The following is a 26,179-nucleotide window of genomic DNA, read 5'->3' on the forward strand; positions in this document are numbered from 1 at the left end:
TCCTATGGACTCGGGCAAGTCCGCGCTCAGCCTCGAGCACGGCATGGATCGATTGTACGTTCCCGCGGAAGCTTTCGAGGACAACTGTTATCCAGCCTTAACCGAATTCCGCCCCGTCGCATGGCGCGACGGGGCGGAACTCCGATAGTGATGAGGCCGATCAGGCGAAGGCCTCGATCGGCGGGCAGGCGCACACCAGATTGCGGTCGCCCCAGGCGTTGTCGATGCGTCGCACCGGCGGCCAGTACTTTGTCGCGATCTGAGCGTGCACCGGGTAGGCGGCCTGCTCACGGGTGTACGCATGCGTCCACTCCCCCGCGATCAGCGAGGCGGCGGTGTGCGGCGCGTTCACCAGCGGGTTGTCGTCGGCGGGCCAGGTGCCCGCTGCCACGGCATCCGCCTCGGCCTTGATCATGATCATGGCCTCGATGAACCGCTCCAGCTCGCCCAGGTCCTCGGACTCGGTCGGCTCGACCATCAGCGTGCCCGCCACGGGGAACGACATGGTCGGCGCGTGGAAGCCGTAGTCGATGAGTCGCTTGGCGACGTCGTCGACCGTGATGCCGGTGGCCTCCTTGAGCGGACGCAGGTCCAGGATGCACTCGTGCGCGACGCGGCCGTTCTCACCGGTGTAGAGCACCGGGAAGTGGTCGGCCAGACGAGCGGCGATGTAGTTCGCCGAGAGCACCGCTGCCGCGGTCGCCTCGCGCAGACCGGCCGCGCCCATCATCCGCACGTACGCCCACGAGATCGGCAGCACACCGGCCGAACCGTACGGAGCGCCCGAGACGGGACCGCCGTCGAAGACGTATCCGCCCGCGTGCTCAGTCTTCTGCGCCTGCGGGTGCCCCGGCAGGTGCGGCGCGAGGTGCGCCTTGGCCGCCACCGGGCCGATGCCAGGGCCACCGCCGCCGTGCGGGATCGCGAAGGTCTTGTGCAGGTTGAGGTGCGAGACGTCACCGCCCAGATCGCCGAAGCGCGCGTAGCCGAGCAGCGCGTTGAGGTTCGCGCCGTCGACGTACACCTGGCCGCCGGCCGCGTGCACGGCCGCCGTGATGTCGGTGACCTGCTCCTCGTACACGCCGTGCGTGGAGGGGTAGGTGATCATCAGGGCGGCGAGCTCGGCGGAGTTCGCCTCGATCTTCGCGCGCAGGTCGTCCAGGTCGACATTGCCCAGCTCGTCGGTGGCCACGACGACCACCTTCATGCCGGCGAGCACGGCGGATGCCGCGTTCGTGCCGTGCGCGGACGACGGGATGAGGCACACGGTCCGGTGCTCGTCACCGTTGGCGTGGTGGTAGCCACGGATCGCGAGCAGGCCGGCGAGCTCGCCCTGCGAGCCGGCGTTCGGCTGCAGCGAGACCGCGTCGTACCCGGTGACCTCGGCGAGCCACGCCTCGAGCTGGTCGATCATCTCGAGCGAGCCCTCGACGTCCTCACGGGGCGCGAACGGGTGCAGCTGCGCGAACTCGGGCCAGGTGATGGCCGCCATCTCGGTCGCCGCGTTGAGCTTCATCGTGCACGAGCCGAGTGGGATCATGCCGCGGTCGAGCGCGTAGTCGCGGTCGGCGAGCTGCTTCAGATACCGCATCATGGCGGTCTCCGAGCGGTGCGCGTGGAAGACCGGGTGCGTGAGGTACTCGTCCGAGCGCAGCAGGGCCTCGGGCAGCGCGTTCGCACCGCCGGCGAAGCCGAACGCACCGCCGGATGCTCCGAGCAGGCTCGCCGCGCGCAGCACCTCCTCCAGCGTGGTCGTCTCGTCGACCGAGACGCTCACGGCGTCCGGACCGGCGAGGTGCAGCAGGATGCCGGCCTCGTGCGCACGGGCGACCACGTCAGCGGCATCCGTCTTCTTCACGAGCACGGTGTCGAAGAACGCGTCGTGCACGACCTCGACGCCTGCCTTCACCAGCTCGGACTTCAGCAGGAACGCCTTGGCCGCGACCTCCTGCGCGATCGCCTTCAGCCCGTCCGGGCCGTGGTAGACCGCGTACATCGAGGCGATGACGGCCAGCAGCACCTGAGCGGTGCAGATGTTCGAGGTCGCCTTCTCACGGCGGATGTGCTGCTCACGGGTCTGCAGTGCGAGACGGTATGCGGGGTAGCCGGAGGCGTCCTGCGAGACGCCGACGAGACGGCCGGGCAGCTGACGCTCGAGACCAGCGCGCACCGCCATGTAGCCGGCGTGCGGTCCACCGAACGCCATCGGCACGCCGAAGCGCTGGGTCGTGCCCACTGCGACGTCGGCGCCGAGCGAGCCCGGCGAGCGCAGCAGCGTGAGCGCGAGCAGGTCGGCGGCGACGACCGCGAGGCCGCCCGCGACGTGCGCGGCGTCGATGACTCCGGTCGGGTCGGCGACCAGACCGGATGCGCCGGGGTACTGGACGAACACGCCGAACAGCTCCTCCGGCAGCTCCTCGCCCGCGGCGAAGTCGCGCTCGACGAGCTCGATGCCCACCGCGTCGGCGCGGGTGCGCAGCAGCGACTTGGTCTGCGGCAGCGCGTCGGCGTCGACGACGAAGACCGAGGACTTCGACTTCGAGGCGCGGCGCGCCAGCAGCATGCCCTCGGCGACGGCGGTGGACTCGTCGAGCATCGACGCGTTCGCGGTCGACAGCCCGGTGAGGTCGGACACCATGGTCTGGAAGTTGATCAGCGCCTCCAGGCGGCCCTGCGAGATCTCCGGCTGGTACGGCGTGTACGCCGTGTACCAGGACGGGTTCTCCAGCACGTTGCGCTGGATGACGCTCGGGGTGATGGTGCCGTAGTAGCCGAGCCCGATCATGGCGCGGTTCACCGTGTTGCGGCTCGCGAGAGCGCGCAGCTCGGCGAGCGCCTCGGCCTCGGACGCCGCGACCGGGATGACGGACTCGGCAGCGGGCTCGGTGAAGATGGTGCCGGGCACGGCCTGGCGCATCAGCGCATCGATCGGGTCGTCCCCGAGGACGCCGAGCGCATCGAGCATGCGCCCGCGGTCCCCGGCATCCGGCCCGATGTGGCGGTCGGCGAACGAGACCATCAGGCCCCCGTGACGGCGACGTAGCCGTCGCGGTCGAGCAGGCCGTCGGTGGCGCCCTCGGCGACCTCGACCTTGATCAGCCAGGCGCCCTCGAAGGGCTCGGAGTTCAGCAGCGCCGGGTCGTCCACGACGGCGTCGTTGATCTCGGTGACGGTGCCGGCGACCGGAGCGTAGAGCTCGGAGACCGACTTGGTGGACTCGGCCTCGCCGAACACGTCGCCGCGGCTCAGCTCGGTGCCGACGGCGGGCAGTTCGACGAAGACGATGTCGCCGAGCGCGTCAGCGGCGAAGTCGGTGATGCCGACGGTCGCGACGGTGCCCTCGAGGGCGACCCACTCGTGCTCTTCGCTGTACTTGAGGGTGGTCAGATCGGTCATTTCGTCCTCCGGTAGAAAGGCAGTGCGGTCACGGTCGCGGGGATCTTCGTCCCGCGCACATCGAGGAACAGCGGGGTCTCACCCGTTGCGTAAGAGGGTGCCACGAAAGCCATGGCGATGGGATGCCCGAGGGTCGGGCTCAGGGCACCGCTGGTGATCTCGCCGACGGCGGTGCCGTCCTCGAGCACGATCGCGTAGCCGGCGCGGCCGGCGCGACGGCCCTCGGCGGCCAGACCGATCAGCACCGCGGCGTCCGCTGCCGGGTCCACCGCGCCCTTGCCGACGAAACTCTCCTTGGCGGTGACCACCACGCGGCCGAGACCAGCCTGCGCGGGCTTGGTCTCACGGTTCAGCTCGTGGCCGTACAGCGGCATGCCCGCCTCGAGGCGCAGCGTGTCACGCGCGGCGAGGCCGGCGGGAACCAGACCGTGCGGCTCGCCGGCGGCGAGCACGGCGTCCCACATCGCCTCGGCGTCTGCGGCGGCGACCAGCAGCTCGAAGCCGTCTTCGCCGGTGTAACCGGTGCGGGCGACCAGCACCGGCGTGCCGGCGAAGGTCGCGGTGGCCCACGCGTAGTACTTCTGCTCCTCCCACGGCACGCTGACATCGTCGAGTCCGGCGATCGCGGAGACGATCGTCTCGGCCTTCGGGCCCTGCACGGCGATCAGCGCGTAGTCGTCGGAGACATCCGCGACGACGACGTCGCCCTTCGTCTCGCTCCGCTCGCTCAGGAACCGGTCCACACGAGCGGAGAGGGCCTCGCTGACGTGCTCGCGGTTACCCGCGTTGGAGATGATCAGGTAGTCGTCATCGTCCAGCCGGTAGACGATGACGTCGTCGATGATGCCGCCGTCCTCGGCGAGCAGCAGCGAGTACTTCGCCTTGCCGTTCGCGAGGGCGGAGAGCCGGCCCGCGAGTGCGTAGTCGAGGTACTCCCCCGCCTGCGCGCCCTGGACGGTGAACTCGGCCATGTGCGAGATGTCGAAGACACCGGCGGCCTGGCGCACCGCGTGGTGCTCGGCCAGATCGGACGTGTAGCGCACCGGCATCTGCCAGCCGCCGAAGTCGGTGAAGGACGCCCCGAGCGCCTCGTGGCGCGAGCGGAGCGGGGTGTAGCGGGCATCGGTCATGAGTTCTCCCGTTGTCGGGCGGCACGGCGGATCACCGTGTCCTGTGAACTCCCCCTCTGTCATGGGCCTGAGAGCTTCGCCCCCTTCGCTGTATCAGCAGCGTGGGGCTTTCACCGTCGGCGGATGCGTGCGCATCGCTTTTCAGAGCGGCCGGACGCGAGCGGTGGGGGTACCTGAGAGATTGGCGGGGAGGCTTGCTCCTTCGGTGCCCGGCTTCCTGCACCGGGCTCTCCCGCACGCGTCGTGCGGCCAGTTTTCTGTTGTGGCACTGCAGCCACCAAGCATACCGGCTCGGATGCCTGTGATAGTGCCCGCCCGCGCACACCAAGGGGCCGGTGCGCGGGCGGGGGTCTGTGTCGGCGTCTGCCGTCAGGCGCCGGCGAGTTCCCGACGCACCTCGTCTCGAAGGCGGCCGAGGTTCTCGGGGTCGGGAGCGGCGCCCAGCAGCGTCTTCGTGTAGTCGTGCTGCGGGTCGAGGATGACCTTGTCCGCCGGGCCGCGCTCGACGACGTCACCGTGGTAGAGCACCATGATCTCGTCGCTGAAGTGCCGGGCCGTGGCCAGGTCGTGGGTGATGTAGAGCACGCCCAGGTCGTCCTCGCGCTGCAGGTCTGCGAGCAGGTTCAGCACGCCGAGCCGGATCGACACGTCGAGCATCGACACCGGTTCATCCGCCACGATGAAGCGCGCACCCGGTGCGAGCGCGCGGGCGATCGCGACGCGCTGGCGCTGGCCGCCGGAGAGCTCGTGCGGACGGCGGTCCGCGAAGTGCTCCGCAGGCGAGAGCCGCACGCGCTCGAGCAGCTCGAGGGCGCGCTCGCGCACCTGACTGCCCGAGAGTTCGGGGTGGTGCAGCCTCAGCGGCCGTTCTAGGTGGTGCACGATCGTGTGGAACGGGTTGAGCGAGGCGAAGGGATCCTGGAACACCATCTGCACATCGGAGCGGTAGCGTTCGAGCTCCCCGCCGTGGTTCCCGCTGGCGCGACCGTTCAGCAGGATCTCGCCCGAGGTGGGCTTCTCCAGCTTCATCAGCATGCGCGCGATCGTGGACTTGCCCGAGCCGGACTCTCCGACCAGTGCGATCGTCCTGCCCGCCTCCAGGGTGAACGACACATCCTTCACCGCGTGCAGCTTCGAGGTCTTCAGCCCCGAGCGCAGCGTGAAGTCCTTCACGAGATGGCGCGCCTCGAGGGTGGGCTTCGCCTGATCGGTCATCGGACCTGCTCCTGACTCGGCTGACTGCCGGTGCGCACGAAGTCGCCGCGCTCGCCGCGCAGACTGGGAAAGCTGGACAGCAGTCGTCTGGTGTAGTCGTGCTGCGGGCTGCGGTAGATGTCCTCCGCGGTGCCCAACTCGACGATCTGCCCCTGCAGCATGACCGCGATCCGGTCGCTGATCTCGATCAGCATCGGCAGGTCGTGGGTGATGAAGATCACCGCGAAGCCGAGCTTCTCGCGCAGTCGCATGATCTCGCGGATGATGCCGCGCTGGACGACGACGTCGAGCGCGGTGGTGGGCTCGTCCATGATCATCACCTGCGGATCGAGCGCGAGGGCCATGGCGATCATCATGCGCTGCCGCATGCCGCCGGACAGCTCGTGCGGGAAGCTGGAGAGGCGCTTCGGATCCACGCCGACCAGGGTGAGCAGCTCCTCGGCGCGCTCCTTCTTCGCAGCCTTGGACATGCCGGGCCGGTGCGTGTCGAAGATGTCGTAGATCTGCGATCGGACGCTGATGACCGGGTTGAGCGAGTTCATCGCCCCCTGGAACACCATCGACACCTTGTCCCAGCGGAAGGCCCGCAGGCCGTCGGCGGCGAGAGCGACGACGTCGATGTCGGTGCCTGCGCGATCGTGGAACACGATCTCGCCGCCCGTCATCAGCGCGGGCGCCTTCAGCAGTCGGGTCAGGCCGTAGGCCAGTGTGGTCTTGCCGCACCCGGACTCCCCTGCCAGTCCCAGGATCTCGCCGCGGTGCAGCGTGAGGGACACGTCGCGGACCGCCTTGACCGGAGGGTCGACCTCGTACTCGATCGAGATGTTCCGGGCCGTCAGGACGGCCTCGGGCTGAGCGGCGGTCATGCCGTGACCCCCTTCGTCTTGGCGGCCTTGCGCACGCTGCGGGCCGCCGCGGGGGCGTTGCGCAGCTTCGGGTTGATGATCTCGTCGATGGCGAAGTTGATCAGTGCGAGGCCGCAGCCCAGCGTCGCGATCAGCAGGCCCGGGGGCACGAACCACCACCACGCGCCCTGTCCGAGCGCCTGCCCGGACTGCGCCTCGTTGAGCATGGTGCCCCAGGTGATGCCGTCGGTCGGTCCGAGACCGAGGTAGGCCAGGCCCGCCTCGCCGAGGATCGCGAAGATGATCGCGAACAGGAACTGCGCGGTCAGCAGCGGCAGCAGGTTCGGCATGATCTCGACGAGGATGATCCGGAAGGGCTTCTCGCCCGCCACCCGCGCGGCGGACACGTAGTCCCGGGTGCGCAGCGATCTCGTCTGCAGGCGCAGCACGTATGCCGCTCCCGCCCAGGACGTGATGCCGAGCACGACCGCGACAAGCAGCCAGCTGCGGTTCGTCGCGAACGCGGCGATGACCATGACCAGTGGCAGGCCCGGGATGACGAGCATGATGTTCGTCATCAGCGCCAGCACGTCCTCACCCCAGCCGGCCAGATAGCCGGCCAGAACGCCGAAGATCAGCGACAGGATGATCGCGATGGCCGCGGCGATGAGCCCGACCTGCAGGGAACCGCGCGCGCCGTAGGCGAGCTGCGCGACGACGTCGTAACCGAGCTTGGTGGTGCCCAGCCAGTGCTCCGACGACGGCGGCTGCAGCGCCGGGTTGCCCGAGTCGGTCGGGTCCTGCACCAGGAACGGGCCGAAGACGGCCAGCAGCAGGATGAAGACGACCAGGATGATCCCCACCATCAGCTTCGGCGTCATCGTGGGGAGCATGGCGCGGAATCCGCCGCGCGGCCTGCCCTTCGGCTTCGTGGCGAGCGAGATCGTGCTGGGCTGCTCGACGGTCGCGGGGTCGACGACGCCGATCGGCAGCGCGGCGTCCTCGACTTCTCTGCTCAGTTGGGTGTCAGACATTCTGGCGCGCTCTCGGGTCGACGAATCCGTAGATCAGATCCATGAAGAAGTTGGCGGCGAGCACGGCGATCGTGATCACCAGGAACACGCCCTGCATGAGCGCGTAGTCCTTCGAGATCACGGCCTGGAACATCAGGCGGCCGACGCCGGGATAGGTGAACACCTGCTCCATCACGATCGATCCGGCCACGACGAAACCCAGCGTGATCGAGAAGCCGGCGATCGAGGGGATGGCGGCGTTGCGGGCGGCGTACATGCCCATGATGCGGCGCGGGCGCAGGCCCTTGGCCTCGGCCGTCACGATGTAGTCCTCGGACAGCGTGGAGACCATCATGTTGCGCATGCCGAACAGCCAGCCGCCGACAGAGCTGATCACGATCGTGATGGCGGGGAGGACGGCGTGCGCCAGGGCGTCCTGGAAGAATGCCCAGGTCCACTCCGGCCCGTCCGGGTAGGTGAAGACGTCGTAGCCGCCGAAGATGGGGAACCACCCGAGTCCGACCGCGAACACGGAGACCAGGATGAGCGCCATCCAGAAGTACGGGATGGACTGCAGGATCGTGGTCGCCGGGATGATGTTGTCCACCCAGGTGCCGCGCTTCCAGCCGGCCCACGCGCCGAGGCCGACGCCGAGGACGAATGAGATGACGGTCGCGGTGCCGACCAGGAGCAGAGTCCACGGAAGGGCCGCACCGATCAGGCTGGTGACGGGTTCGGGGTATGCGACCACCGAGACCCCGAGATCGCCGTGCAGGATCTGGTTCCAGTAGTTCAGGTACTGCTCCCACATCGGCGTGTCGTCACCGCCGAGGAGCTGCTTGATGTTGCGGATCGTGTCCTCCGACACGTCCTGCCCCGCCCGCTGCATCTTGGCGATCATGATGTCGGCGGGGTTGCCGGGCATCAGCCGCGGAAGCAGGAAGTTGAGGGAGATCGCGGCCCACAGCGTCACCGCATAGAACCCGATCCTTCTCAGATAGAACTTCATTCCGATACCTTCAGACTTCCTGCTTCCACGGACTCACTCAGCGATCACTTCTTGGGCTGCAGGTGCTGCAGGACGTAGCCCGACGAGACGGCTCCCCAGGAGGGCGGGAAGGCGTACAGGTCGTCCTCGGTCGGCCAGCCGGTGTAGTCCTTCGAGTTGTAGAAGGTCTGCGTGGCGTTGATCACGATCGGGATGTACGGCAGGTCACGGACGATCTCGGTCTGGATCGTCGCGTAGATCTCCTTGCGCTTGGCCTCGTCGTTGGTGCCGATGGCCTCCTCGATCGCCGCGTCGACCTTCGGGTTGTTGTAGCGGCTGAAGTTCCAGCGGCCCGGCGGGACCTCTTCGCCCACCTTCGAGGTCGAGGCCACCTTCGTGCCGCCGAACCAGTCACGGTAGATCTGGAACGGGTCGGCCACCGAGGTGCCCACGACGCCGCCCATGATCAGCTGGTAGTTGCCGGTCTGGCGAGCGTCGGAGAACGCGTCCCACTGCACGGTCGACGCGGTGACCTTGATGCCGGCCTTCGCGGCCTGCTCCTCGATCAGCTTCGCCGCGTCGTTGTAGTCGGTCCAGCCGTCGACCGAGACCAGGTCGAGCTCGAGCTTCTTGCCGTCCTTCTCGTAGATGCCGTCTCCGCCCTTGGTGTATCCGGCGGCCTCGAGGATCTCGCCCGCCTTGGCGGCGTCCGGGTCCTGCGGGCTGACCTCGTTGGCGGGGTCGGCGACCCACTTCTCGTCACGCGGGAGCAGTGCGAACGTCGGCGAGATCTTGCCCGTCATGCCGACGAACGCCTTCTCGTCGATGGTGCCGCGATCGATGGCGACGTTCAGCGCCTGGCGGACGGCGACGTCGGTCTGCGGGCCGGTGCAGCCCAGATCCGCGTTGGAGCAGGTGTACAGCACCGTCGGGTCCTGGGGGGTGTTGATCCAGGAGATGATGCCGTTCTTGGTGACGCTGTCCGGGTTCGGGATGAACATGCCGGTCCAGTCCAGCTTGCCCGCCGTGAGCAGGTCCTGCGCCGTCTGGTTGTTGTCGATCGCGATGTACTGCACCTTCTTGACGCCGAGCTTGTCGGCGTCGCGGAAGTACTTGTTCGCCTTCAAGGTGTACGACTCCTTGGAGACCTTGTCGACCACGTAGGCCCCGGAGGCCACCGGCTCCTCGTTCGCGAACGCGGCGAAGTCGGTGATGTCCTTCCAGATGTGCTCCGGCAGGATCAGCGTCGACCCCATGCGGGCGAACTCGGTGGTGTACTGCGGCGTGTTGTAGGTCAGCACGACGGTGGTGTCGTCGCTGGCCTCGGCCGAGACCAGGCCGTTGGCCTCGGGGTTGTTGGCGGCGTAGTTGAACGTGAAGGCCACGTCCTTGGCCGTCAGCGGCTCGCCGTCGGACCACTTCAGGCCGGACTTGAGCTTGACCGTGATCACGGTGCCGTCCTCGTTGTACTCGAACGAGTCGCCGAGCATTCCGGTGGGCTTGTCGTCCGCGGTCTTGTTGAAGAAGAACAGCGGCTCGTAGATCGGACCGTTGGTGCCGCTGAGCACCGTGGGCGCGAACGGGTTGAAGTTCGCCACGACGGGCGGCTGGGTGCCGGCCTGCACACGGAGGACGGCGTCGGCACCCGACTTGTCCCCCGAGTTGCTGCTCGGCGAGCAGCCGGTCAGGGCGAGCGCGAGGACGGATGCCCCAGCGATTCCTGTCATCGCGATGCTGCGCGCGACTTTACGACTCATTCTGTTTTCCTCTCGGTGCTGCTTTGCAGGAGGGGCGGCCTCCGTCATGGAGGGCAATCCCGAATGGGTTTGTTAGGACAGCAACCTAACAAACCCTTCGGGGCGGGAACAAGGCTTGCGGCGGGGTTTTGGATAACGTTTCGGACTCGGCATCGAGACCCGCAGAACACGACGAGGACCGCCTGTGCGCACGGCGCACAAGCGGTCCTCGGACCTGTCGGATCGGGGCGTCAGCCCTTGACCGCTCCCGCCACCAGGCCACTGGTCATGCGACCCTGAACGATCACGAAGAAGATGATCACGGGGATCGCGACGATCGCGGATGCCGCCATCACCTGCCCCCAGTTGATCGCCTCGGTCTGACTCTGCTGCACGAAGCCCCGCAGCCAGAGCGGCAGTGTGCGGTTGTTCTCCATGATCACCAGCGCGACCGTGAACTCGTTCCAGCACTGCAGGAAGGCGAACACACCGGTGGCCACGAGACCCGGAGCCAGCAGCGGGAAGGTGATGCGGATGAATGCCTGGGTGCGACTGAGGCCGTCGATCATCGCGGCTTCCTCGAGCTCCGCCGGCACGCCTGCGACGAAGCCGCGCAGCATCCAGATCGTGAACGGCACCACGGCCGCGACGTACAGGATGCTGAGCCCCAGCACATTGCTGAGCAGCCCGAGGCTGGACATCATCTTGTACTGCGCGATGAACAGGCCCTCGGCGGGCAGCATCTGGATGAGCAGGATCGTCACGATGAAGGTGACGCGGCCCTTGAACTTGAACCGGCTGATCGCGATGGCCGCGAGGAACGCGAAGACCAGGCACACCGCCACGGAGAGCAGCGTGACCGAGACGCTCACCCCCAGAGCGGAGAAGAACGCCGGGGTGAGCACGTTCTTGAAGTTGTTGAACGTGCCTCCGATCGGGAGGAAGGTCGGAGTCCGCGACTCCAGGGTCGCCGCCGAGAGCATGGACGAGTTGATCATCCAGTACACCGGGAAGGCCCACGCCACGGCGAGGATCAGCGCGAGGGCACTGAGCAGCCAGGTGGATGCCTTGAACCGGCGGCGCCTGCGCGGGATGCGATCGACCGGTGCGGCGTCCTTGGCGGGGCGGGCGCTCGCCAGTCGTTCGGCGACGACGGCCGTGTCTGCTGCAGTGGTCACTGGGTCTCCTCCTTGATGAGGCTGCGCACGTAGAACCAGCTCAGCGCGATCGTGATGGCGAGGACGAAGATCGACATCGCCGCTCCCCCGCCGAAGTCCATGCCGGCCACGCCGGTCTTGTAGATGTAGGTGCCGAGCAGGTCGTAGTCCGTCGACTTGGGACCGGCGTCCTGCAGCAGCGTGATCTGCGCGAACACGCGCAGATCCCAGATCAGGTTCAGCAGCAGCACGATCGCGATGACGGGCTTGAGCACCGGGTACATGATGTGCTGGAACCGCTGGAACGCACCGGCTCCGTCGAGCTGGGCGGCCTCGAGCACCTCGCCGGAGACCTGCGTCAGGCCGGCGTACGCCGAGAACGCGACGAACGGCACCGACATCCAGGTGATGATGATCGCCGCGACGATGAAGAACAGCAGCGGCGTCGTACCGATCCAGTTGAAGTTTCCGATGTCGACGCCGGGGAGCAGATTGATCAGGTAGTTGACGACGCCCTTGCGGCGGTCGAAGAGCCAGATCCACACGGTCATCGCGGCGATCACGGGCATGGCCCAGGCCAGCAGCAGAGCGATCTGCAGGGTGAACCGGAATGCGGCGGGCACCTTGGTCATCAGCAGCGCCATCAGCACGCCGACCACGACGGTGACGAAGGCGGTCACCAGGCAGAAGAGCACCGAGCGGAAGGTGACCTGCCAGAACGTGGGGTTCTGCGCAATGGCGATGTAGTTGTCGAACCAGACGAAATCTGGGGCCTTGCCGCCGAGCTGCTGCAGGGCGCCGTACTTCTGGAACGAGGTGACGATCTGCCACCCGACCGGGTACCCCATGCCGAGCACGAGCACGAGCACCGCGCCGGTGATCAGGGCGTAGGGAGCCCAGTTCCTGCGTCGCGCGCCGGTCGGAGGCGCCTGCTTCGGCGGCGCGTGCTTCGGGGACGCCTGCGTGGGGACTGCGGTGGATGTCATGGAATCGCGAAACCCGTCTCTGGAAGGGGAGGTGACGACGGTGCGGGGGCCGGGCGCATGCCCGGCCCCCGCGAGGGGCATCAGCCGTTGATGATGCCGTTGATCTTGCTGTCGTACTCCTTCGCGAGGGAGGAGGTGTCGCCGCCCTCGGCGATCTTGCCGAAGAACTCCTCGAGGATCTTCTGACCCTCGACGGCGGCCCAGCCCGGTGCGGCCGGGGTCAGCTTGGAGCCCAGCGCCGAGTCGACGAGCGCCTTGGCGAACTGGTCCGTGCCGAGGTCGGCGACGTACTTCGTGTTCGCCGGACCAAGGCCGTTCTTGGCCAGCAGCTTCTGGTAGTCCTCGGAGAAGACGATGCGCAGCAGCTCCTTGGCGCCGGCCTGCTTGGTGCTCTTCGCCGAGATGGCGATGTTCGAGCCGCCCGCGAAGACCGGTGCGACGGTGCCGGCCTCGACGCCCGGCAGCGGGAACACGCCGAAGGTGGCGTCGTTCCACTCGCGCTTCTCGTTGCCCTTGTCGTCGTCGCCCTTGTAGTCACCGACCGACCAGTGCGCCCATCCGGGTGCGATGATCGTCGCAGCGGTGGGGGCGGCGCCGTCCTTGTCGTTGTTGATGTTCACCCACGGGGTGGAGTCATCCTCGGTGGCGGGGGCGTTCGAAGCGCTCGTGAACAGCTCCTGGAACTGCTTCAGGCCGGTCTGCGTCTTCTCGCTGGACAGCGTCGAGACCCACTTGTCGCCGTCCTTCTCGGCGAGCTCGCCGCCGTTGGCGAAGACCCACGAGACGCCGTTGCGCCAGTCCTGGCCGCCGATGTAGAAGCCGGACTGGCCCGCGGTCTTCAGCTTGGCGACGTCGGCGTTGAACTCCTCGAGAGTCGAGGGGACCTCGAGGCCCGCTGCCTTCCAGATGTCCTTGCGGTAGGTGATGTAGCGCGAGCCGAAGTAGTAGGGCAGCGCGTACTGCTTGCCGTCGACCGTGCCGACGTCGACGAACGACTTCAGCAGGTCGTCGCCGCCGAGGTCCTGGTAGATGCCGCTCAGGTCGGCGAAGGCGCCGGCGGTGGTGAAGGTCGGCGACCAGGTGTTGCCGATCTCGGTGACGTCAGGGGTGTTCTTCGCGTCGGGCAGCTGGTTCGTCAGCTTGGTGAGCGCATCGGTCCAGTCCTGCTGCTGGATGGTCAGCTCGCCACCGGTGGCCGCCTTGTACTCCTTGACCAGGTAGTCGCGTGCTTCCTGGGGGGTGTCGCCACCCATGACCCAGAACGTGATGTCCTGGTTCTTGGCACCCTTGGCGTCGAAGCCGCTGGCAGCGGCGCCTGCGCCGTTGTCGTTGCTCGAGCATCCGGTCAGCGCGATCGCGAGGACAGATGCCCCAGCGAGTGCGGTGAGCGCGATGCTGCGCTTGCCGTTACGGATCATTCCTGTACTTCCTCTCAGTGCTTCACTGCAGAGTGGGGCGGCTCATCGGGGAGTCGGTCCCGTTGGTGGAGGTTTGTTAGGACAGTAACCTAACAAATTCCCCGCGCGTGTCAAAGGCCGATCCGCCGTGCGAAGTAACGTTTCGGATTCGAAGGCTGCTCAGCCCCGGCGCCACCACCCCATAGGCTCGTGGTGTGAGAGCGAGAAGCACCGAGGACGACGCCATCCGCGTCGCCGTCTCGACGGTGATCTTCTCGCTGCGCGCAGCGCCGGACGGGGACCGCCTCATGGTGCCGCTGGTGCGCCGCACGCAGGACCCGCACCGCGGGGTCTGGGCGCTTCCCGGTGGCTGGCTCGAGGTCGATGAGGACCTGGACACCGCCGCTTCGCGGACCTTGGCGGAGACCACCGCCCTGACGCCGAGCTACCTCGAGCAGCTGTACACCTTCGGCGACGTCGACCGCTCCCCCACCCGCGTCGTCTCGATCGTGTACTGGGCATTGCTGCGCTCGGACCTGGTCGACACGCAGCGCTCGACGGCAGGGGCGCCCGAGAACGTCGAGTGGTTCGACGTGGACGCCCTTCCCGATCTCGCCTTCGACCACCGGCGCATCGCCGAATACGCGCTCGACAGGCTGCGCAACAAGGTCGGCTACAGCCGCATCGCCGCGGGTCTGCTGCCCGACGAGTTCACGCTCACCGAGCTGCGTGAGGTGTACGAGGCCGTCCTGGGCCGCCGCCTCGACCCCTCCAATTTCCGCCGCCTTCTGGAGGGCACCGACGAGCTGGTGCCGACAGACTCGTTCCGCACCGGCAAGCACCGCCCCGCACGGCTGTACCGGCGAAGCCGCGAGGCCTGAGCCGGGCATCCGTCGTGCGGCGGCGTCATGCCGATTGCACTTCTGGTCATGTCGACATAATCTGTTCCCACAGTAAGTGTCTATATGACCAGAAGGTGGCGACCCCGATGCACACCGCACTCCCCCTCCCCGCGCTCGACCCGTCCGTCGACCACGCGCTGCGACTGATCGTCTCCGGCGCCTCCACCGAGGAGACCTGCGCGACCGATCTCGCGGCCGGCCCCTGGGACTTCGACTCCCGTCCCGGTTACGGCCCCGGCTCGTCCATGGGCGATGTGATCCCCACCGGCGCGCCGCACCAGGGCGAGCTGCCCGCCGCATACCGGGCGGCGTCCGAGGACGAGCTGGACGCCCGCATCCGCGCCGCGAAGCAGACCCTCGGTGACCGGGTCGTCGTGCTCGGCCACTTCTACCAGCGCGAGGAGGTCGTGCGGCACGCCGACTACGTGGGCGACTCGTTCCAGCTCGCACAGGCCGCGCTCGACCGCCCCGAGGCCGAGGCGATCGTGTTCTGCGGCGTGCATTTCATGGCCGAGACCGCCGACCTGCTCTCCCGCCCCGACCAGGCGGTGATCCTGCCCAACCTCGCCGCCGGCTGCTCCATGGCCGACATGGCCGACATCGACCAGGTCGAGGACTGCTGGGAGCAGCTGGCCGACGTGTACGGCCCCCTCGACCAGCCGGACGCGGACGGCCTCGTCCCGGTCGTGCCCGTGACGTACATGAACTCCTCGGCCGCGATCAAGGGCTTCGTCGGGCGGCACGGCGGCATCGTGTGCACCTCCTCGAATGCGAGGACCGTGCTGGAATGGGCATTCGCGCGCGGACGCCGGGTGCTGTTCTTCCCCGATCAGCACCTGGGTCGCAACACGGCGAAGGCGATGGGCGTCCCCCTCGAGCAGATGCCGCTGTGGAACCCGCGCAAGCCCCTCGGCGGGTCGACCGCCGGTGACCTGCAGGATGCCAGGGTGCTGCTCTGGCACGGCTTCTGCTCAGTGCATCGCCGGTTCACCACCGCGCAGATCGACCAGGCGCGTGCCGAGCACCCCGATGTGCGCGTGATCGTGCACCCGGAGTGCCCGATGGAGGTCGTCGACGCCGCGGACGAGGCCGGTTCGACGGCCTACATCCGTCGGGCGATCGCAGAGGCCACCGAGCCCACGACGTTCGCGATCGGAACCGAGATCAACCTGGTGCGGCGCCTCGCCGCGCAGCATCCGCAGCACGAGATCTTCTGCCTCGACCCCGTCGTCTGCCCGTGCTCGACGATGTACCGCATCCACCCCGGATACCTCGCCTGGGTGCTCGAGGAGCTCGTCGCCGGGCGCACCGTGAACCGCATCGAGGTGGCGGACGACGTCGCGGTACCCGCGCGCCTCTCGCTGGAGCGGATGCTGGCCGCACGCCCGGGGGCGGCCAGCGCATGAACGTGATCGTGGTCGGCAGCGGCATCGCCGGTCTGACCGCAGCGCTGCACGCCCACGAGGCCGGCCACGCGGTGACGCTGGTCGTCAAGGACGCGCTCGGCGGCGGCAGCACGCCCCTCGCCCAGGGCGGGATCGCCGGCGTGTACGGCCCTGACGACTCCGCCGCGCTGCACGCCGCGGACACGCACATCGCGGGCGCAGGACTGTCGGATCCGCTCGCCGTCGACGCGCTCGTCGCGGATGCCGCGGCCCGCATCGCCGAACTCGAAGCGCGAGGCGTGCCGTTCGACCGCACCGCCGACGGCGCGCTCTCACGCGGTCAGGAGGCCGCGCACTCGCATCCGCGCATCGCCCACGCCGGCGGCGACGCCACCGGCGCCGCGATCTCGGCCGCGCTGGTCGCGCAGGTGCGCACCACGCAGCCACCCCTGTCACGGATGCAGGCAGGCACGGCGGATGCGGGCGGAGCCGCCCCCGGTTCGGCCGGCATCCGCGCATCCGGCCCGCATCCGTCCCGCGGGATCGCCGTCCTCGAGCACGCGTTCCTGACAGACCTCGTGATCGAGGACGGCGGATGCCGCGGCATCCGAGTGCTGCGCGACGGACGGGATCGGATGCTGCGGGCGGATGCCGTCATCCTCGCGACCGGCGGGGCGGGGCAGTTGTACCGGCACACGACCAATCCGATCGGGGCGACCGGGGACGGGATCGCGGCCGCGCTGCGCGCCGGGGCGGCGGTCGCCGACCTGGAGTTCGTGCAGTTCCACCCGACGATGCTCGCCGTGGGTGATCCGTTCCTCGTCTCCGAGGCGGTGCGGGGCGAGGGCGCGGTGCTGCGGGACGCCGCGGGGCGGCGGTTCGCCTTCGACTCGCACCCCGACGGCGAGCTCGCACCACGCGACGTCGTCGCGAGGGCGATCGCGCGGCAGCAGGCCGCCGACGGCGTGCCGGTGCGGCTGGATGCCACGGCGCTCGAAGCGACACGACTCGCCGAGCGGTTCCCGACGATCGACAGGGTCGTGCGCGAGCGCGGACTGGACTGGTCGCGCGAGCCGATCCCGGTGACCCCCGCGGAGCACTACCTGATGGGCGGCATCGCCACCGACGTCGACGGACGCACCTCGATCCCCGGGCTGTTCGCCGTCGGTGAGGTCGCGCGCACCGGCGTGCACGGCGCGAACCGGCTGGCGTCGAACTCGCTGCTCGAGGGCGCGGTGTTCGCGGCGCGGGCGGTCGAGGCGCTGGGGTCGCGGCGTTTCGTCTCGTCTCTGCGCTCCTCGCTCAACGACCTGGGGGCGATGGTTCCGGTCGTTGAGCAAGCGAAGGAGGAGCCAGACGAAACGCCGTTCACCCGCACCGCGCTGCAGCAGCTCATGTGGGACCAGGTCGGACTGCTCCGCACGACCGAGGGCCTCGCCGAGGCGCTCGACACGATCCGCGGCTGGCGTGCACGGCAGCATCGGCCCCTCACCGTCCGCGAGCACGAGGACGCGAACCTGCTTCTCCTCGGCGAGACCACCGCGTCCGCCGCGCTCGCCCGACCGGTCTCGGTCGGTGCGCACTTCCTGGAACCCGCCCTGATCGGAGCCCGATGATCACCCCCGCCACCCTCACACGCGTCGTCTCCGCCGCTCTCGAAGAGGATGCGCCGTGGGGCGACCTCACCAGCGCTTCCCTGATCCCGGCGGACGCCCGCGCCACAGCCGATCTCGTCGCGCGTGAGCCCGGCGTGCTCGCCGGAGGAGCGGTGTTCACCGCTGCCTTCGCCCTCACAGACCCCACGATCGCCGTCGACCTTCACGTCGCCGACGGCGACAGTTTCACCGCGGGTGACGTGCTGGCCACCGTCACGGGACCTGCACGCGGCATCCTCACCGCGGAGCGGGTCGCCTTGAACTTCACGCAGCGCCTCAGCGGGATCGCGACGCTGACCGCCGCGTACGTCGACGCGGTCGCCGGGACGGGTGTGCGCATCGCGGACACCCGCAAGACCACCCCGGGACTGCGCGCGTTCGAGCGGCACGCGGTGGTCAGCGGTGGCGGGCACAACCACCGGTACTCCCTGTCGGACGCCGTGATGGCCAAGGACAACCACCTTGCACTTCTCACCCGGGACGGTGGCGACCTGGCGAGCGGCCTGCGCGCGGCGCGGGAGCTGCTCCCGCACACCGCGCACGTCGTCGTCGAGGTGGACCGGATCGATCAGATCGCCGCCGTGCTCGACGGCGGCGCCGACACGGTGCTCCTGGACAACTTCACGCCGGAGCAGCTGCGCGATGCGGTGACACTGATCGACGGACGGGCGATCGCCGAGGCATCCGGCGGAGTGAACCTCGACACCGTGCGCGCGATCGCCGAATCCGGTGTGCAGGTCATCTCGGTCGGGGCGCTCACGCACTCGGCGCGGGCACTCGACCTGGGCCTCGACATCCGGATCTCCTGACGATGCTCTACGCCGATCACGCCGCGACCTCGCCGGTGCGTCGCGAAGTCCTCGAGGCGATGGCGCCGTATCTGGGCGGCGTGTTCGGCAATCCGTCCAGCCACCACACCGTCGGCGAGGCAGCGGCCAGGGCGCTCGAGGATGCGCGTTCGCGGGTGGCCGCCGTCCTCGGCATGCGGGCGGGCGATGTGGCGTTCACCTCGGGCGGCACGGAGGCGAACAACCTGGCCGTGAAGGGCATCGTGCTGGCATCCGGCCGCCGGCACCTGATCACGACGCCGATCGAGCACGAATCGATCCTCGAGTCGGCGGCGTACCTGCAACGTTTCCACGATGTCAAGGTGACGCTGCTGCCCGTGACAGCGACGGGGCGGGTCGAGCCCGACGCCGTCGCCGGGGCCGTGCGGCCGGACACGGCACTGGTGTCGCTCGGGCAGGCGAACAACGAGATCGGCACCGTGCAGGACGTCGCGGGGATCGCGGTGCGGCTCGGAGCGGGCGGAAGGGCGATCCCGCTGCACATCGACGCCGTCCAGTCGGCCGGCTGGCTGCCGCTGACCGGTCTCGGAGCGGATGCGATCTCCATCGCCGGGCACAAGCTCGGTGCGCCGAAGGGCATCGGCGCCCTCGCCGTGCGCGGGAAGGTGCCGCTCGAGCCGCTGCTGCACGGCGGCGGTCAGGAGCGCGGACGACGCTCCGGCACGGAGAACGTCGCGGCAGCGGTCGGGCTGGCCGTGGCGGTCGAGCTCACAGAGGCGGAACGCGCGGCGTCAGCCGACCTCGTCCGCGAGCGGACCGCGACCTTCATCGCAGAGGTGCTGCGACTCGTGCCGCAGTCGTCGCTGACCGGCGACCCGGATCACCGTCTTCCCGCCACCGCCAGCTTCACGTTCGGCGGCATCAGCGGCGAGGCCGTGCTGCTCGAGCTGGAGCGCCGGGGCGTTGTCTCGTCGAGCGGATCGGCCTGTGCCGCCGGCAGCGACGAACCCTCGCACGTGCTCGTGGCCTGCGGCATCGATCCGGTCGTCGCCCAGACCTCGGTCCGTTTCACGTTCGGACGAGCGCCGCTGGAACAGCCCGAGGCCCTTGCGGCACTGGTGGCCGACTCCGCCGCATCCGTGTCCGGTCGTTGAGCAGGAGGAACGACCTCACCGACCCTGCTGGTGGGCGTCCCACCAATCGAGCACCCGGGTGCCGATCAGCGTGAGCCATTTCGAGCGCTCACCCTGCCGGCCGTCGATCTCGACCCACACCGCGCCGCCGGGCACGCCGCCCTGCAGCCAGGTGCCGTCGGGCTGCCTGGCTGCCCGTACGACCTCGATCGCCTCGGCGAGCCGCGGATCCGGAGCCGTGTGCTCCAGCACGGATGCCGCGCGGAAGTGGTCGAGGGCGGCGAGCGCGCTGTACTGCCACCGGCTGGGCGCGATGAAGTCGGTCACCCAGGGACCGACCACCTCACCGGTGCTGAGCCGTCGCATCAGCCCGCGCTCGAGCAGGTACTCCTCCCCCGCCGTGCGCGTCTGCCGCAGCGCGGGATCTCCGGTGATCCGCTGGTGCTCGAGCATCTCGACCACGGCATTGAGCGTGGAGTGGAACGACGAGCGCACCGAGTTCCCCTCCTCCGCCTCGCAGTTCCAGCCGCCGTCGGCGAGCCGGTGCTCGGGAAACCAGGCCACCAGGCGCGAGACGTCAGCACCGAGCCAGGCGCCGGTGGCGAGGGTGAACGCGTTGATGCACACGTCGATCTCACCGCCCCAGTACGGCAGACCCTCGTACTCCCATCTGCTGCTCGCGGCGAGCTTCTCAGCGGTTCCCGCCAGAGCACCCGCATCCAGCCCGAGATCCCGCAGATCCTTCAGCGCCCAGGTGGTCGCGATCCACGGCTGCCCTTCCTCGTCGCGCTCCACGATGCCCTGGCCCGCGTAGTCGCGCTCGCGCGACGGGAAGTACGCCCCGCCCGCCCACTGGCCGTCGGGGTCCTGATGCGCGAGGATCGTCGCCCCGAACCCCTCGGTGGCGATCCTGGCCCTCGTCTGCTGCCAGACGTGCTCGTCCGCCCCGAGCAGGTCGCGCTCGATCTGCCATCGCAGCGCCGGATCGGAGTCGAGCAGCCAACCGGTCAGTTCCTTCGTCGATGAAGACACGTGCGGCACGTTACGCCGCACCGCCGACATCCGTAACCCCCGCCCCGGCCGCTGCGTCGCGGATAGAATCGGCGGGTGCCCGAAGCGCTGGTGACCATGATCGTGCCCGGTCGAGACATCGCCGCGTACGCACCCGCGGCGCTCGACTCGCTCCGAGCGCAGACCGAACCGCGCTGGCGCGCGATCCTCGTGGACGACGGGTCGACGGATGCCACCGGCGAGGTGTTCGCCGCGGCCGCCGCAGCCGACGACCGCTTCGCGCTCGTGCGTCATGACGAGGCGCGCGGCCTCGGTGCTGCGCGGAACACCGCCCTCGATCTGGTGGACACACCCTTCCTCGGCTTCCTCGACGGCGACGACGAGCTCACCCCCGGCGCGCTGGCGCGGATGACCTCGACACTCGCCGAGACGGGCAGCGACTTCGCCGCCGGAGCGTACGTCCGCTCCCGCCTCGTCGACGGCCACTACCGCGCCGGACGCGTGCAGCCGTGGACCACGGCGGCCACCGACCCCGAGCGCCTCGCGACGACGATCCACGCCCACCCCGCCGCATCCGCGAACATCGTCGCCTGGTCGAAGGTGAGCCGAACGGCCTTCTGGGACGGCCGGCGCTTCCCCGTGGGCGTCGCCTACGAGGACCAGATCGTCGCGCAGCGGATGCACGTCGAGGCGCGCTCCTTCGACGTCATCCCGGACGTGCTCGTGCACTGGCGCCTGCGCGCCGACGGCAGCTCGATCACGCAGGGCAAGGATCGGGTGCCGGTGCTCCGCGACTACCTCGCGGCGCTGCTCGGCGGCATCCGCGTGCTGCAGGAGGCCGGCGCCTCTGCCGCGGTCGTCGCGCGTCTCGACCTGATCCTCGCCATGGACGTCGCGCCGCTCGAGCAGATCGCGTCGACGCATCCGGATCCCGCCTACCGGGCCGAGCTCGACGCGTTCATCGCGACGCTGCGCGCACTGCCGGAGTTCGCGCTGGCATCACCCGACCCCGGGCTGTCCGAGGCGCTCGCGTGGTGACGGCTACGGTTGACAGGTGAACACCTACCTCGCCGACCTGTTCTCTCTCGAAGGCCGCACCGCCGTCGTCACCGGCGGCTCCTCCGGGATCGGACGCGGCATCGCGACCGCACTCGCGCTCGCCGGTGCGTCCGTCGTGATCGTCGCGCGCGGTGAGGACCGCGTCGCCGACACCGTTCGCGAGCTCACCGAGCACGGATGCCGCGCCGCAGGCCTCCCCGGCGATCTGAGCACCCGCGAGGGGATCCACGTCGTCGCCGATGCTGCGGCGGGACCATTCGGCGAGCCCGACATCCTGGTGCATTCCGCCGGCATCAACATCCGACCGCCGTTCGCCGAGATCACGCAGGACGACTGGGACGCCACGATGACGGTGAACGCCCTCGCGCCGTTCCTTCTCGGCCAGCGCTTCGCCCCTGGAATGGCGGAGCGCGGCTTCGGCCGCCTCATCCACATCAGCTCGCAGCAGGCGCATCGCGCGTTCGTCGACAGCGGTGTGTACGGCGTCTCCAAGGGCGCGATCGAGTCGCTGGTGCGCTCCGAGGCCGAGGCCTGGGGCGGCACCGGCGTCACGAGCAATGCACTCGTGCCCGGGTTCGTGCTGACCCCGCTGAACGCACGGCTGCAACAGGACCCGCAGAAGGTCGCAGAACTCGCTGCGCGCACCATGATCGGCCGCAACGGACTGCCGGAGGACTTCGCCGGCGCGGCCGTGTTCCTGGCATCCGCGTCATCCGGCTACGTCACAGGGCAGCATCTGTTCATCGACGGCGGGCTGTCGGTGCACTGAGCGGCCTTCGTCCGGCTTCGCGGGTCCTGAGCGAGGAGCGCAGCGACGAGACGAAGGGCGCTCAGGACCCGAGCGCTCAGGCCTCTTCGAGTCCGCGCGTCGCGGTGGAGAGCTGCTCAGCGGCGAGCGAGGCGTACAGGCCGCCCCGGGCGAGCAGTTCGGCGTGGGTGCCGGACTCGACGATCCTCCCGGCCTCGACGACATGGATGACATCGGCGCCGACCACTGTCGAGAGCCGATGGGCGATCGTCAGCGTGGTGCGGCCGCGGGCGGCGGCGTCCAGAGCCTCCTGCACGACGCGCTCCGAGACGGTGTCCAGAGCCGAGGTCGCCTCGTCGAGAAGCAGCACCGGCGGGTCCTTCAGCAGCACGCGCGCGATCGCGATGCGCTGCTTCTCACCGCCGGAGAGCCGATAGCCGCGTTCCCCCACGACCGTGTCGTAGCCCTGCTCGAAACCCGCGATGACGTGATGGATGTTCGCGGCGCGGCACGCGGCCTCGATCTCGGCGTCCGTCGCACCCGGTTTGGCGTAGCTGAGGTTCTCGCGGATCGTGGCGTGGAACAGGTACGTCTCCTGCGACACGATGCCGATGTCGTCGATGATCGACTCCTGGCGCAGCCCGCGGACGTCCTGCCCTGCGAAGCGCACGGCTCCGCCGGATACCTCGTACAGCCGCGGCGCGAGATAGAGGATGGTCGTCTTGCCCGCACCGCTCGGGCCGACGAAGGCGACGTGGGTACCGGGCTCGGCGGTGAACGAGACTCCGTCGAGCGTCGGGCGCGCCTCGGCCGAGGCATCCGGGTAGCGGAACACGACGTCGTCGAAGACGATCCGCCCGCGCGGCCCCGGTGCGTCCGCGACGTCGATAGCGTCCGGAGCATCCTTGATCTGCGGAACCATGTCGAGGTACTCGAAGATGCGCGCGAACAGCGCCTTCGACGTCTGCACGTCCAGCGCGACGCGCATCAGGCCCATCAGCGGCATCAGCAGCCGCGCCTGCACCGTCGTGAAGGCGACGATCGCTCCGGCGGTGATGTCGCCGCTGCCGCCGGCGACGAAGAGCCCCGCCACGAGGTAGATCACCGCGGGGATCGACGACATCAGCACCTGGACGACGGCGAAGAACCGCTGGCCGCTCATCGCCTGGCGCACCTGCAGTCGCACCTGGTTGCGATTCTCGTCCTGGTAGCGCTCGGACTCGGTGCGCTGCCGGTTGAACGACTTCGACAGCAGGATGCCGGACACGCTCAGCGTCTCCTGCGTGATGCTGGTGAGCTCGGAGAGCGACTCCTGGGTCTGCCCGGCGATGCGCGCCCGCACCTGCCCGACGCGGCGCTGGATGATCACGAGGATCGGCATGACGATGACGGCGATGATCGTCAGGCGCACATCGATGATCAGCATCGCGACCAGCGAGGCGACGACCGTGACGGTATTGCCGAGGATGCTGCTGACGGTGTTCGTCAGCACCCCGGCCACTCCCCCGACGTCGTTCTGCAGCCGGGACTGGATGACACCGGTCTTGGTGCGCGTGAAGAAGCCGAGTTCCATCGCCTGCAGATGGTCGAACAGGCGCACACGAAGGTCGCCGGTGACGGCGTTGCCCACCGTGGAGGTCAGCCAGGTCTGCACGACGCCGAGCACGGCCGAGAGCAGGTAGAGCCCGATCATGGCGGCGACCAGCCCGCTCAGCAGCGCGATCACCGGTCCCCCGCCGTCCGCGGGGAACAGCGCGTCGTCGAAGATGCGCTGCACCAGCAGCGGCGGGATCACGCCGATCGCCGCGAGCAGCACGACGAGGATGCCGGTGATCAGGATGCGCCAGCGATACGGCGCGAACAGGGCGACCACGCGCCTGCCGAGGCCCTCGATCCTCGGCGCCTCGGCGTTCAGCCTGCGCTGCGCCTCGATGTCGACCCCGCGGAATCCGCCGCCGCGTCCGCCCCCTCCGCCGCCACCGGCACCACCGCGCATGCTCATCGCTTCAGGCTACTGCCGGGCGGCGACAGGATGCCGGTTCACAAGAATGTCATCGCAGAGGGAATGGAATGTCGGAGGCATCCGTTACGCTGAACAACTCTCGCGGTACCGTTCGGTCTTCCGCATCCATCTCTTGCGCACCTCTCGGAGGAACCTCATGTCTGCTGTCGACACCGGCTCCGTTCCGATCGCCTCGAACCAGGTGATCCCGCGCAAGGACATGGCGGTGATCTGGGTGCTGCTCGCCGCCGCCTTCGTCGCGATCCTCAACGAGACCACGATGAACATGGCGATCCCGCACCTCATCACCGACCTGCGGATCTCCCCGCTGGCCGCGCAGTGGGTGACCAGCGCCTTCATGCTCACGATGGCGGTCGTCATCCCGACCACGGGCTTCCTGCTGCGCCGCTTCACGACCAGGCAGATGTTCATCGGGGCGCTCACGCTGTTCTCGATCGGAACGCTGGTCGCGGCGCTCGCCGTGGGGTTCCCGATGCTTCTCGGCGCCCGCATCGTGCAGGCGTCGGGCACGGCGATCATGATGCCGCTGCTGATGACCACTCTCATGAACCTCGTGCCCGCAGCGTCGCGCGGCCGCATGATGGGCCGCGTCAGCGTCGTGATGTCACTCGCACCGGCGATCGGTCCGACGCTGTCGGGCTTCCTGCTCGACCACTTCTCGTGGCGGTCGATCTTCGTCGTCGTGCTGCCGATCGCCCTGGTCGCGCTGTTCATCGGCTGGCGCTGGCTGACCAACGTCGGCGAGACCACGCACGCCCCCATCGACGTGCTCTCGGTCGTCCTGTCCGCGTTCGGCTTCGGCGGCCTGGTGTTCGGCCTCAGCCAGATCGGCGGCCTCGGCTCTGGCACCAGCTGGGCGCCGCTGGCGATCTCGCTGGCGGTCGGCGTCATCGGCCTCGGTCTGTTCCTCCGGCGCCAGGTCGTGCTGCAGCGCAAGGACGACGCCCTGCTCGACCTGCGCATCTTCACCTCGAAGGGCTTCTCGCTCTCGATGGCGCAGATGTTCCTGCTGTCGCTGGCGTTCTTCGGTGCGATCACCGTGATCCCGCTGTTCCTGCAGGACGGCCTCGAGATCGCGCCGACGGATGCCGGTCTGGTGATGCTTCCCGGAGCCCTCGCCATGGGTCTGCTCGGTCCGGTCATCGGCCGCATCTATGACGCGCGGGGCACTCGCGTCCTGCTGATCCCCGGTTCGATCCTCGCCGCGGCGATGCTGTGGTTCTACACCACCCTCGGCACCGGCACCTCGGTGTGGACGGTGGCGATCGCGCAGACGCTGCTGTCGATCGGCCTCGCGCTGTCGTTCACGCCGCTGTTCACCGCGTCCCTCGCGTCGTTGTCGCCGAAGTTCTACTCCTACGGCAGCGCGGTCATCGGCACCGTGCAGCAGGTCGCCGGTGCTGCCGGCATCGCGGTGATGATGGCGATCTTCACCGCCGTCGCCGCGGCGAACGGAGGGCCTCAGGCTCCCGCGGCAGTGGCCGCCGGCTCACGAGTGGCGTTCACGATCGCCGCGGTCATCGCGACCGTCACGATCATCGGCGCGTTCCTCATCCGCAAGCCGGAGGACGACGGCGCCGAGGCGCCCGCGCACGGCGGGCACTGATCAGGC

The 26,179-nt window shown here is 69.0% G+C and carries 21 protein-coding genes and 1 riboswitch; of the genes, 8 read left to right on the top strand and 13 right to left on the bottom strand.

What is annotated here, in order from left to right; translation table 11 throughout:
- Window positions 1-160: 160 nt before the first annotated feature.
- The 11 genes from gcvP to ACFVAE_RS05535 form a co-directional block, all read right to left on the bottom strand.
- Window positions 161-3,019, bottom strand: coding sequence for an aminomethyl-transferring glycine dehydrogenase (gcvP, locus tag ACFVAE_RS05485; RefSeq protein ID WP_378888818.1), 2,859 nt, complete (start codon window positions 3,017-3,019; stop codon window positions 161-163).
- Entirely contained in the window at window positions 3,019-3,396 is a 378-nt protein-coding gene (gene gcvH / locus ACFVAE_RS05490) for a glycine cleavage system protein GcvH (protein ID WP_378888822.1), read from the bottom strand. Before gcvH ends, gcvP begins: the two co-directional genes overlap by 1 nt.
- Entirely contained in the window at window positions 3,393-4,526 is a 1,134-nt protein-coding gene (gcvT, locus tag ACFVAE_RS05495; protein ID WP_378888825.1) for a glycine cleavage system aminomethyltransferase GcvT, read from the bottom strand. Before gcvT ends, gcvH begins: the two co-directional genes overlap by 4 nt.
- A gap of 151 nt (window positions 4,527-4,677) precedes the next feature.
- Window positions 4,678-4,771: riboswitch (glycine riboswitch) on the bottom strand.
- Window positions 4,772-4,895: 124 nt separating this feature from the next.
- Window positions 4,896-5,741, bottom strand: coding sequence for an ABC transporter ATP-binding protein (locus ACFVAE_RS05500; protein ID WP_378888828.1), 846 nt, complete (start codon window positions 5,739-5,741; stop codon window positions 4,896-4,898).
- A complete protein-coding gene (locus ACFVAE_RS05505) occupies window positions 5,738-6,607 on the bottom strand; it encodes an ABC transporter ATP-binding protein (RefSeq protein WP_378888831.1) in 870 nt (289 codons plus the stop codon). Before ACFVAE_RS05505 ends, ACFVAE_RS05500 begins: the two co-directional genes overlap by 4 nt.
- Entirely contained in the window at window positions 6,604-7,620 is a 1,017-nt protein-coding gene (locus tag ACFVAE_RS05510) for an ABC transporter permease (RefSeq protein ID WP_378888834.1), read from the bottom strand. The genes ACFVAE_RS05505 and ACFVAE_RS05510 overlap by 4 nt, the downstream gene beginning before the upstream one ends.
- Entirely contained in the window at window positions 7,613-8,608 is a 996-nt protein-coding gene (locus ACFVAE_RS05515) for an ABC transporter permease (RefSeq protein WP_378888837.1), read from the bottom strand. Before ACFVAE_RS05515 ends, ACFVAE_RS05510 begins: the two co-directional genes overlap by 8 nt.
- A gap of 44 nt (window positions 8,609-8,652) precedes the next feature.
- Window positions 8,653-10,344: an ABC transporter substrate-binding protein gene (locus ACFVAE_RS05520; protein ID WP_378888839.1), complete on the bottom strand. Its 1,692-nt coding sequence runs from the start codon at window positions 10,342-10,344 to the stop codon at window positions 8,653-8,655.
- A gap of 230 nt (window positions 10,345-10,574) precedes the next feature.
- On the bottom strand, window positions 10,575-11,501 hold the full coding sequence (locus ACFVAE_RS05525; protein ID WP_378888841.1) for a carbohydrate ABC transporter permease: 927 nt from the start codon (window positions 11,499-11,501) through the stop codon (window positions 10,575-10,577).
- Window positions 11,498-12,466 (bottom strand): carbohydrate ABC transporter permease, encoded by a 969-nt coding sequence (locus ACFVAE_RS05530; protein WP_378888843.1) that lies wholly within the window; start codon window positions 12,464-12,466, stop codon window positions 11,498-11,500. The genes ACFVAE_RS05525 and ACFVAE_RS05530 overlap by 4 nt, the downstream gene beginning before the upstream one ends.
- An 80-nt stretch (window positions 12,467-12,546) precedes the next feature.
- A complete protein-coding gene (locus tag ACFVAE_RS05535) occupies window positions 12,547-13,884 on the bottom strand; it encodes an extracellular solute-binding protein (protein ID WP_378888845.1) in 1,338 nt (445 codons plus the stop codon).
- A 194-nt stretch (window positions 13,885-14,078) separates the two neighbouring features.
- Here ACFVAE_RS05535 and ACFVAE_RS05540 point away from each other — a divergent pair, with 194 nt between their 5' ends.
- From ACFVAE_RS05540 to ACFVAE_RS05560, 5 genes are all read left to right on the top strand, one after another.
- Window positions 14,079-14,744, top strand: coding sequence for an NUDIX domain-containing protein (locus ACFVAE_RS05540; RefSeq protein WP_378888847.1), 666 nt, complete (start codon window positions 14,079-14,081; stop codon window positions 14,742-14,744).
- A gap of 107 nt (window positions 14,745-14,851) precedes the next feature.
- Window positions 14,852-16,171: a quinolinate synthase NadA gene (nadA, locus tag ACFVAE_RS05545; protein WP_378888849.1), complete on the top strand. Its 1,320-nt coding sequence runs from the start codon at window positions 14,852-14,854 to the stop codon at window positions 16,169-16,171.
- Window positions 16,168-17,766 (top strand): L-aspartate oxidase, encoded by a 1,599-nt coding sequence (locus ACFVAE_RS05550; RefSeq protein ID WP_378888852.1) that lies wholly within the window; start codon window positions 16,168-16,170, stop codon window positions 17,764-17,766. Before nadA ends, ACFVAE_RS05550 begins: the two co-directional genes overlap by 4 nt.
- Window positions 17,763-18,614, top strand: coding sequence for a carboxylating nicotinate-nucleotide diphosphorylase (gene nadC, locus ACFVAE_RS05555; RefSeq protein ID WP_378888854.1), 852 nt, complete (start codon window positions 17,763-17,765; stop codon window positions 18,612-18,614). Before ACFVAE_RS05550 ends, nadC begins: the two co-directional genes overlap by 4 nt.
- Before the next feature lie 2 nt (window positions 18,615-18,616).
- Window positions 18,617-19,747: a cysteine desulfurase family protein gene (locus tag ACFVAE_RS05560; protein WP_378888856.1), complete on the top strand. Its 1,131-nt coding sequence runs from the start codon at window positions 18,617-18,619 to the stop codon at window positions 19,745-19,747.
- A 15-nt stretch (window positions 19,748-19,762) separates the two neighbouring features.
- Here the strand turns inward: ACFVAE_RS05560 and ACFVAE_RS05565 are convergent, their stop codons facing one another.
- A complete protein-coding gene (locus ACFVAE_RS05565) occupies window positions 19,763-20,758 on the bottom strand; it encodes a squalene cyclase (protein ID WP_378888859.1) in 996 nt (331 codons plus the stop codon).
- 75 nt (window positions 20,759-20,833) lie between these two features.
- On the opposite strand from ACFVAE_RS05565, the gene ACFVAE_RS05570 reads away from it, so the two are divergent.
- Together ACFVAE_RS05570 and ACFVAE_RS05575 are read left to right on the top strand one after the other, a co-directional pair.
- The gene (locus ACFVAE_RS05570; RefSeq protein ID WP_378888862.1) at window positions 20,834-21,775 is read left to right on the top strand and encodes a glycosyltransferase family 2 protein; all 942 of its coding nucleotides are present in this window, start codon (window positions 20,834-20,836) and stop codon (window positions 21,773-21,775) included.
- Between the two features lie 16 nt (window positions 21,776-21,791).
- Entirely contained in the window at window positions 21,792-22,565 is a 774-nt protein-coding gene (locus tag ACFVAE_RS05575; protein ID WP_378888865.1) for an SDR family NAD(P)-dependent oxidoreductase, read from the top strand.
- A gap of 76 nt (window positions 22,566-22,641) precedes the next feature.
- On the opposite strand, the gene ACFVAE_RS05580 is transcribed toward ACFVAE_RS05575, so the two are convergent.
- Window positions 22,642-24,546 carry an ABC transporter ATP-binding protein gene (locus tag ACFVAE_RS05580; protein WP_378888868.1) on the bottom strand — a complete coding sequence of 635 codons (1,905 nt, stop codon included), beginning with the start codon at window positions 24,544-24,546 and terminating at the stop codon, window positions 22,642-22,644.
- Between the two features lie 157 nt (window positions 24,547-24,703).
- Here ACFVAE_RS05580 and ACFVAE_RS05585 point away from each other — a divergent pair, with 157 nt between their 5' ends.
- The gene (locus ACFVAE_RS05585; RefSeq protein WP_378888871.1) at window positions 24,704-26,173 is read left to right on the top strand and encodes an MDR family MFS transporter; all 1,470 of its coding nucleotides are present in this window, start codon (window positions 24,704-24,706) and stop codon (window positions 26,171-26,173) included.
- Window positions 26,174-26,179 lie beyond the last annotated feature (6 nt).

The sequence above is a fragment of the Microbacterium sp. NPDC057659 genome (assembly GCF_042799915.1).
In the GTDB taxonomy this organism is placed as follows: Bacteria; Actinomycetota; Actinomycetes; order Actinomycetales; family Microbacteriaceae; genus Microbacterium.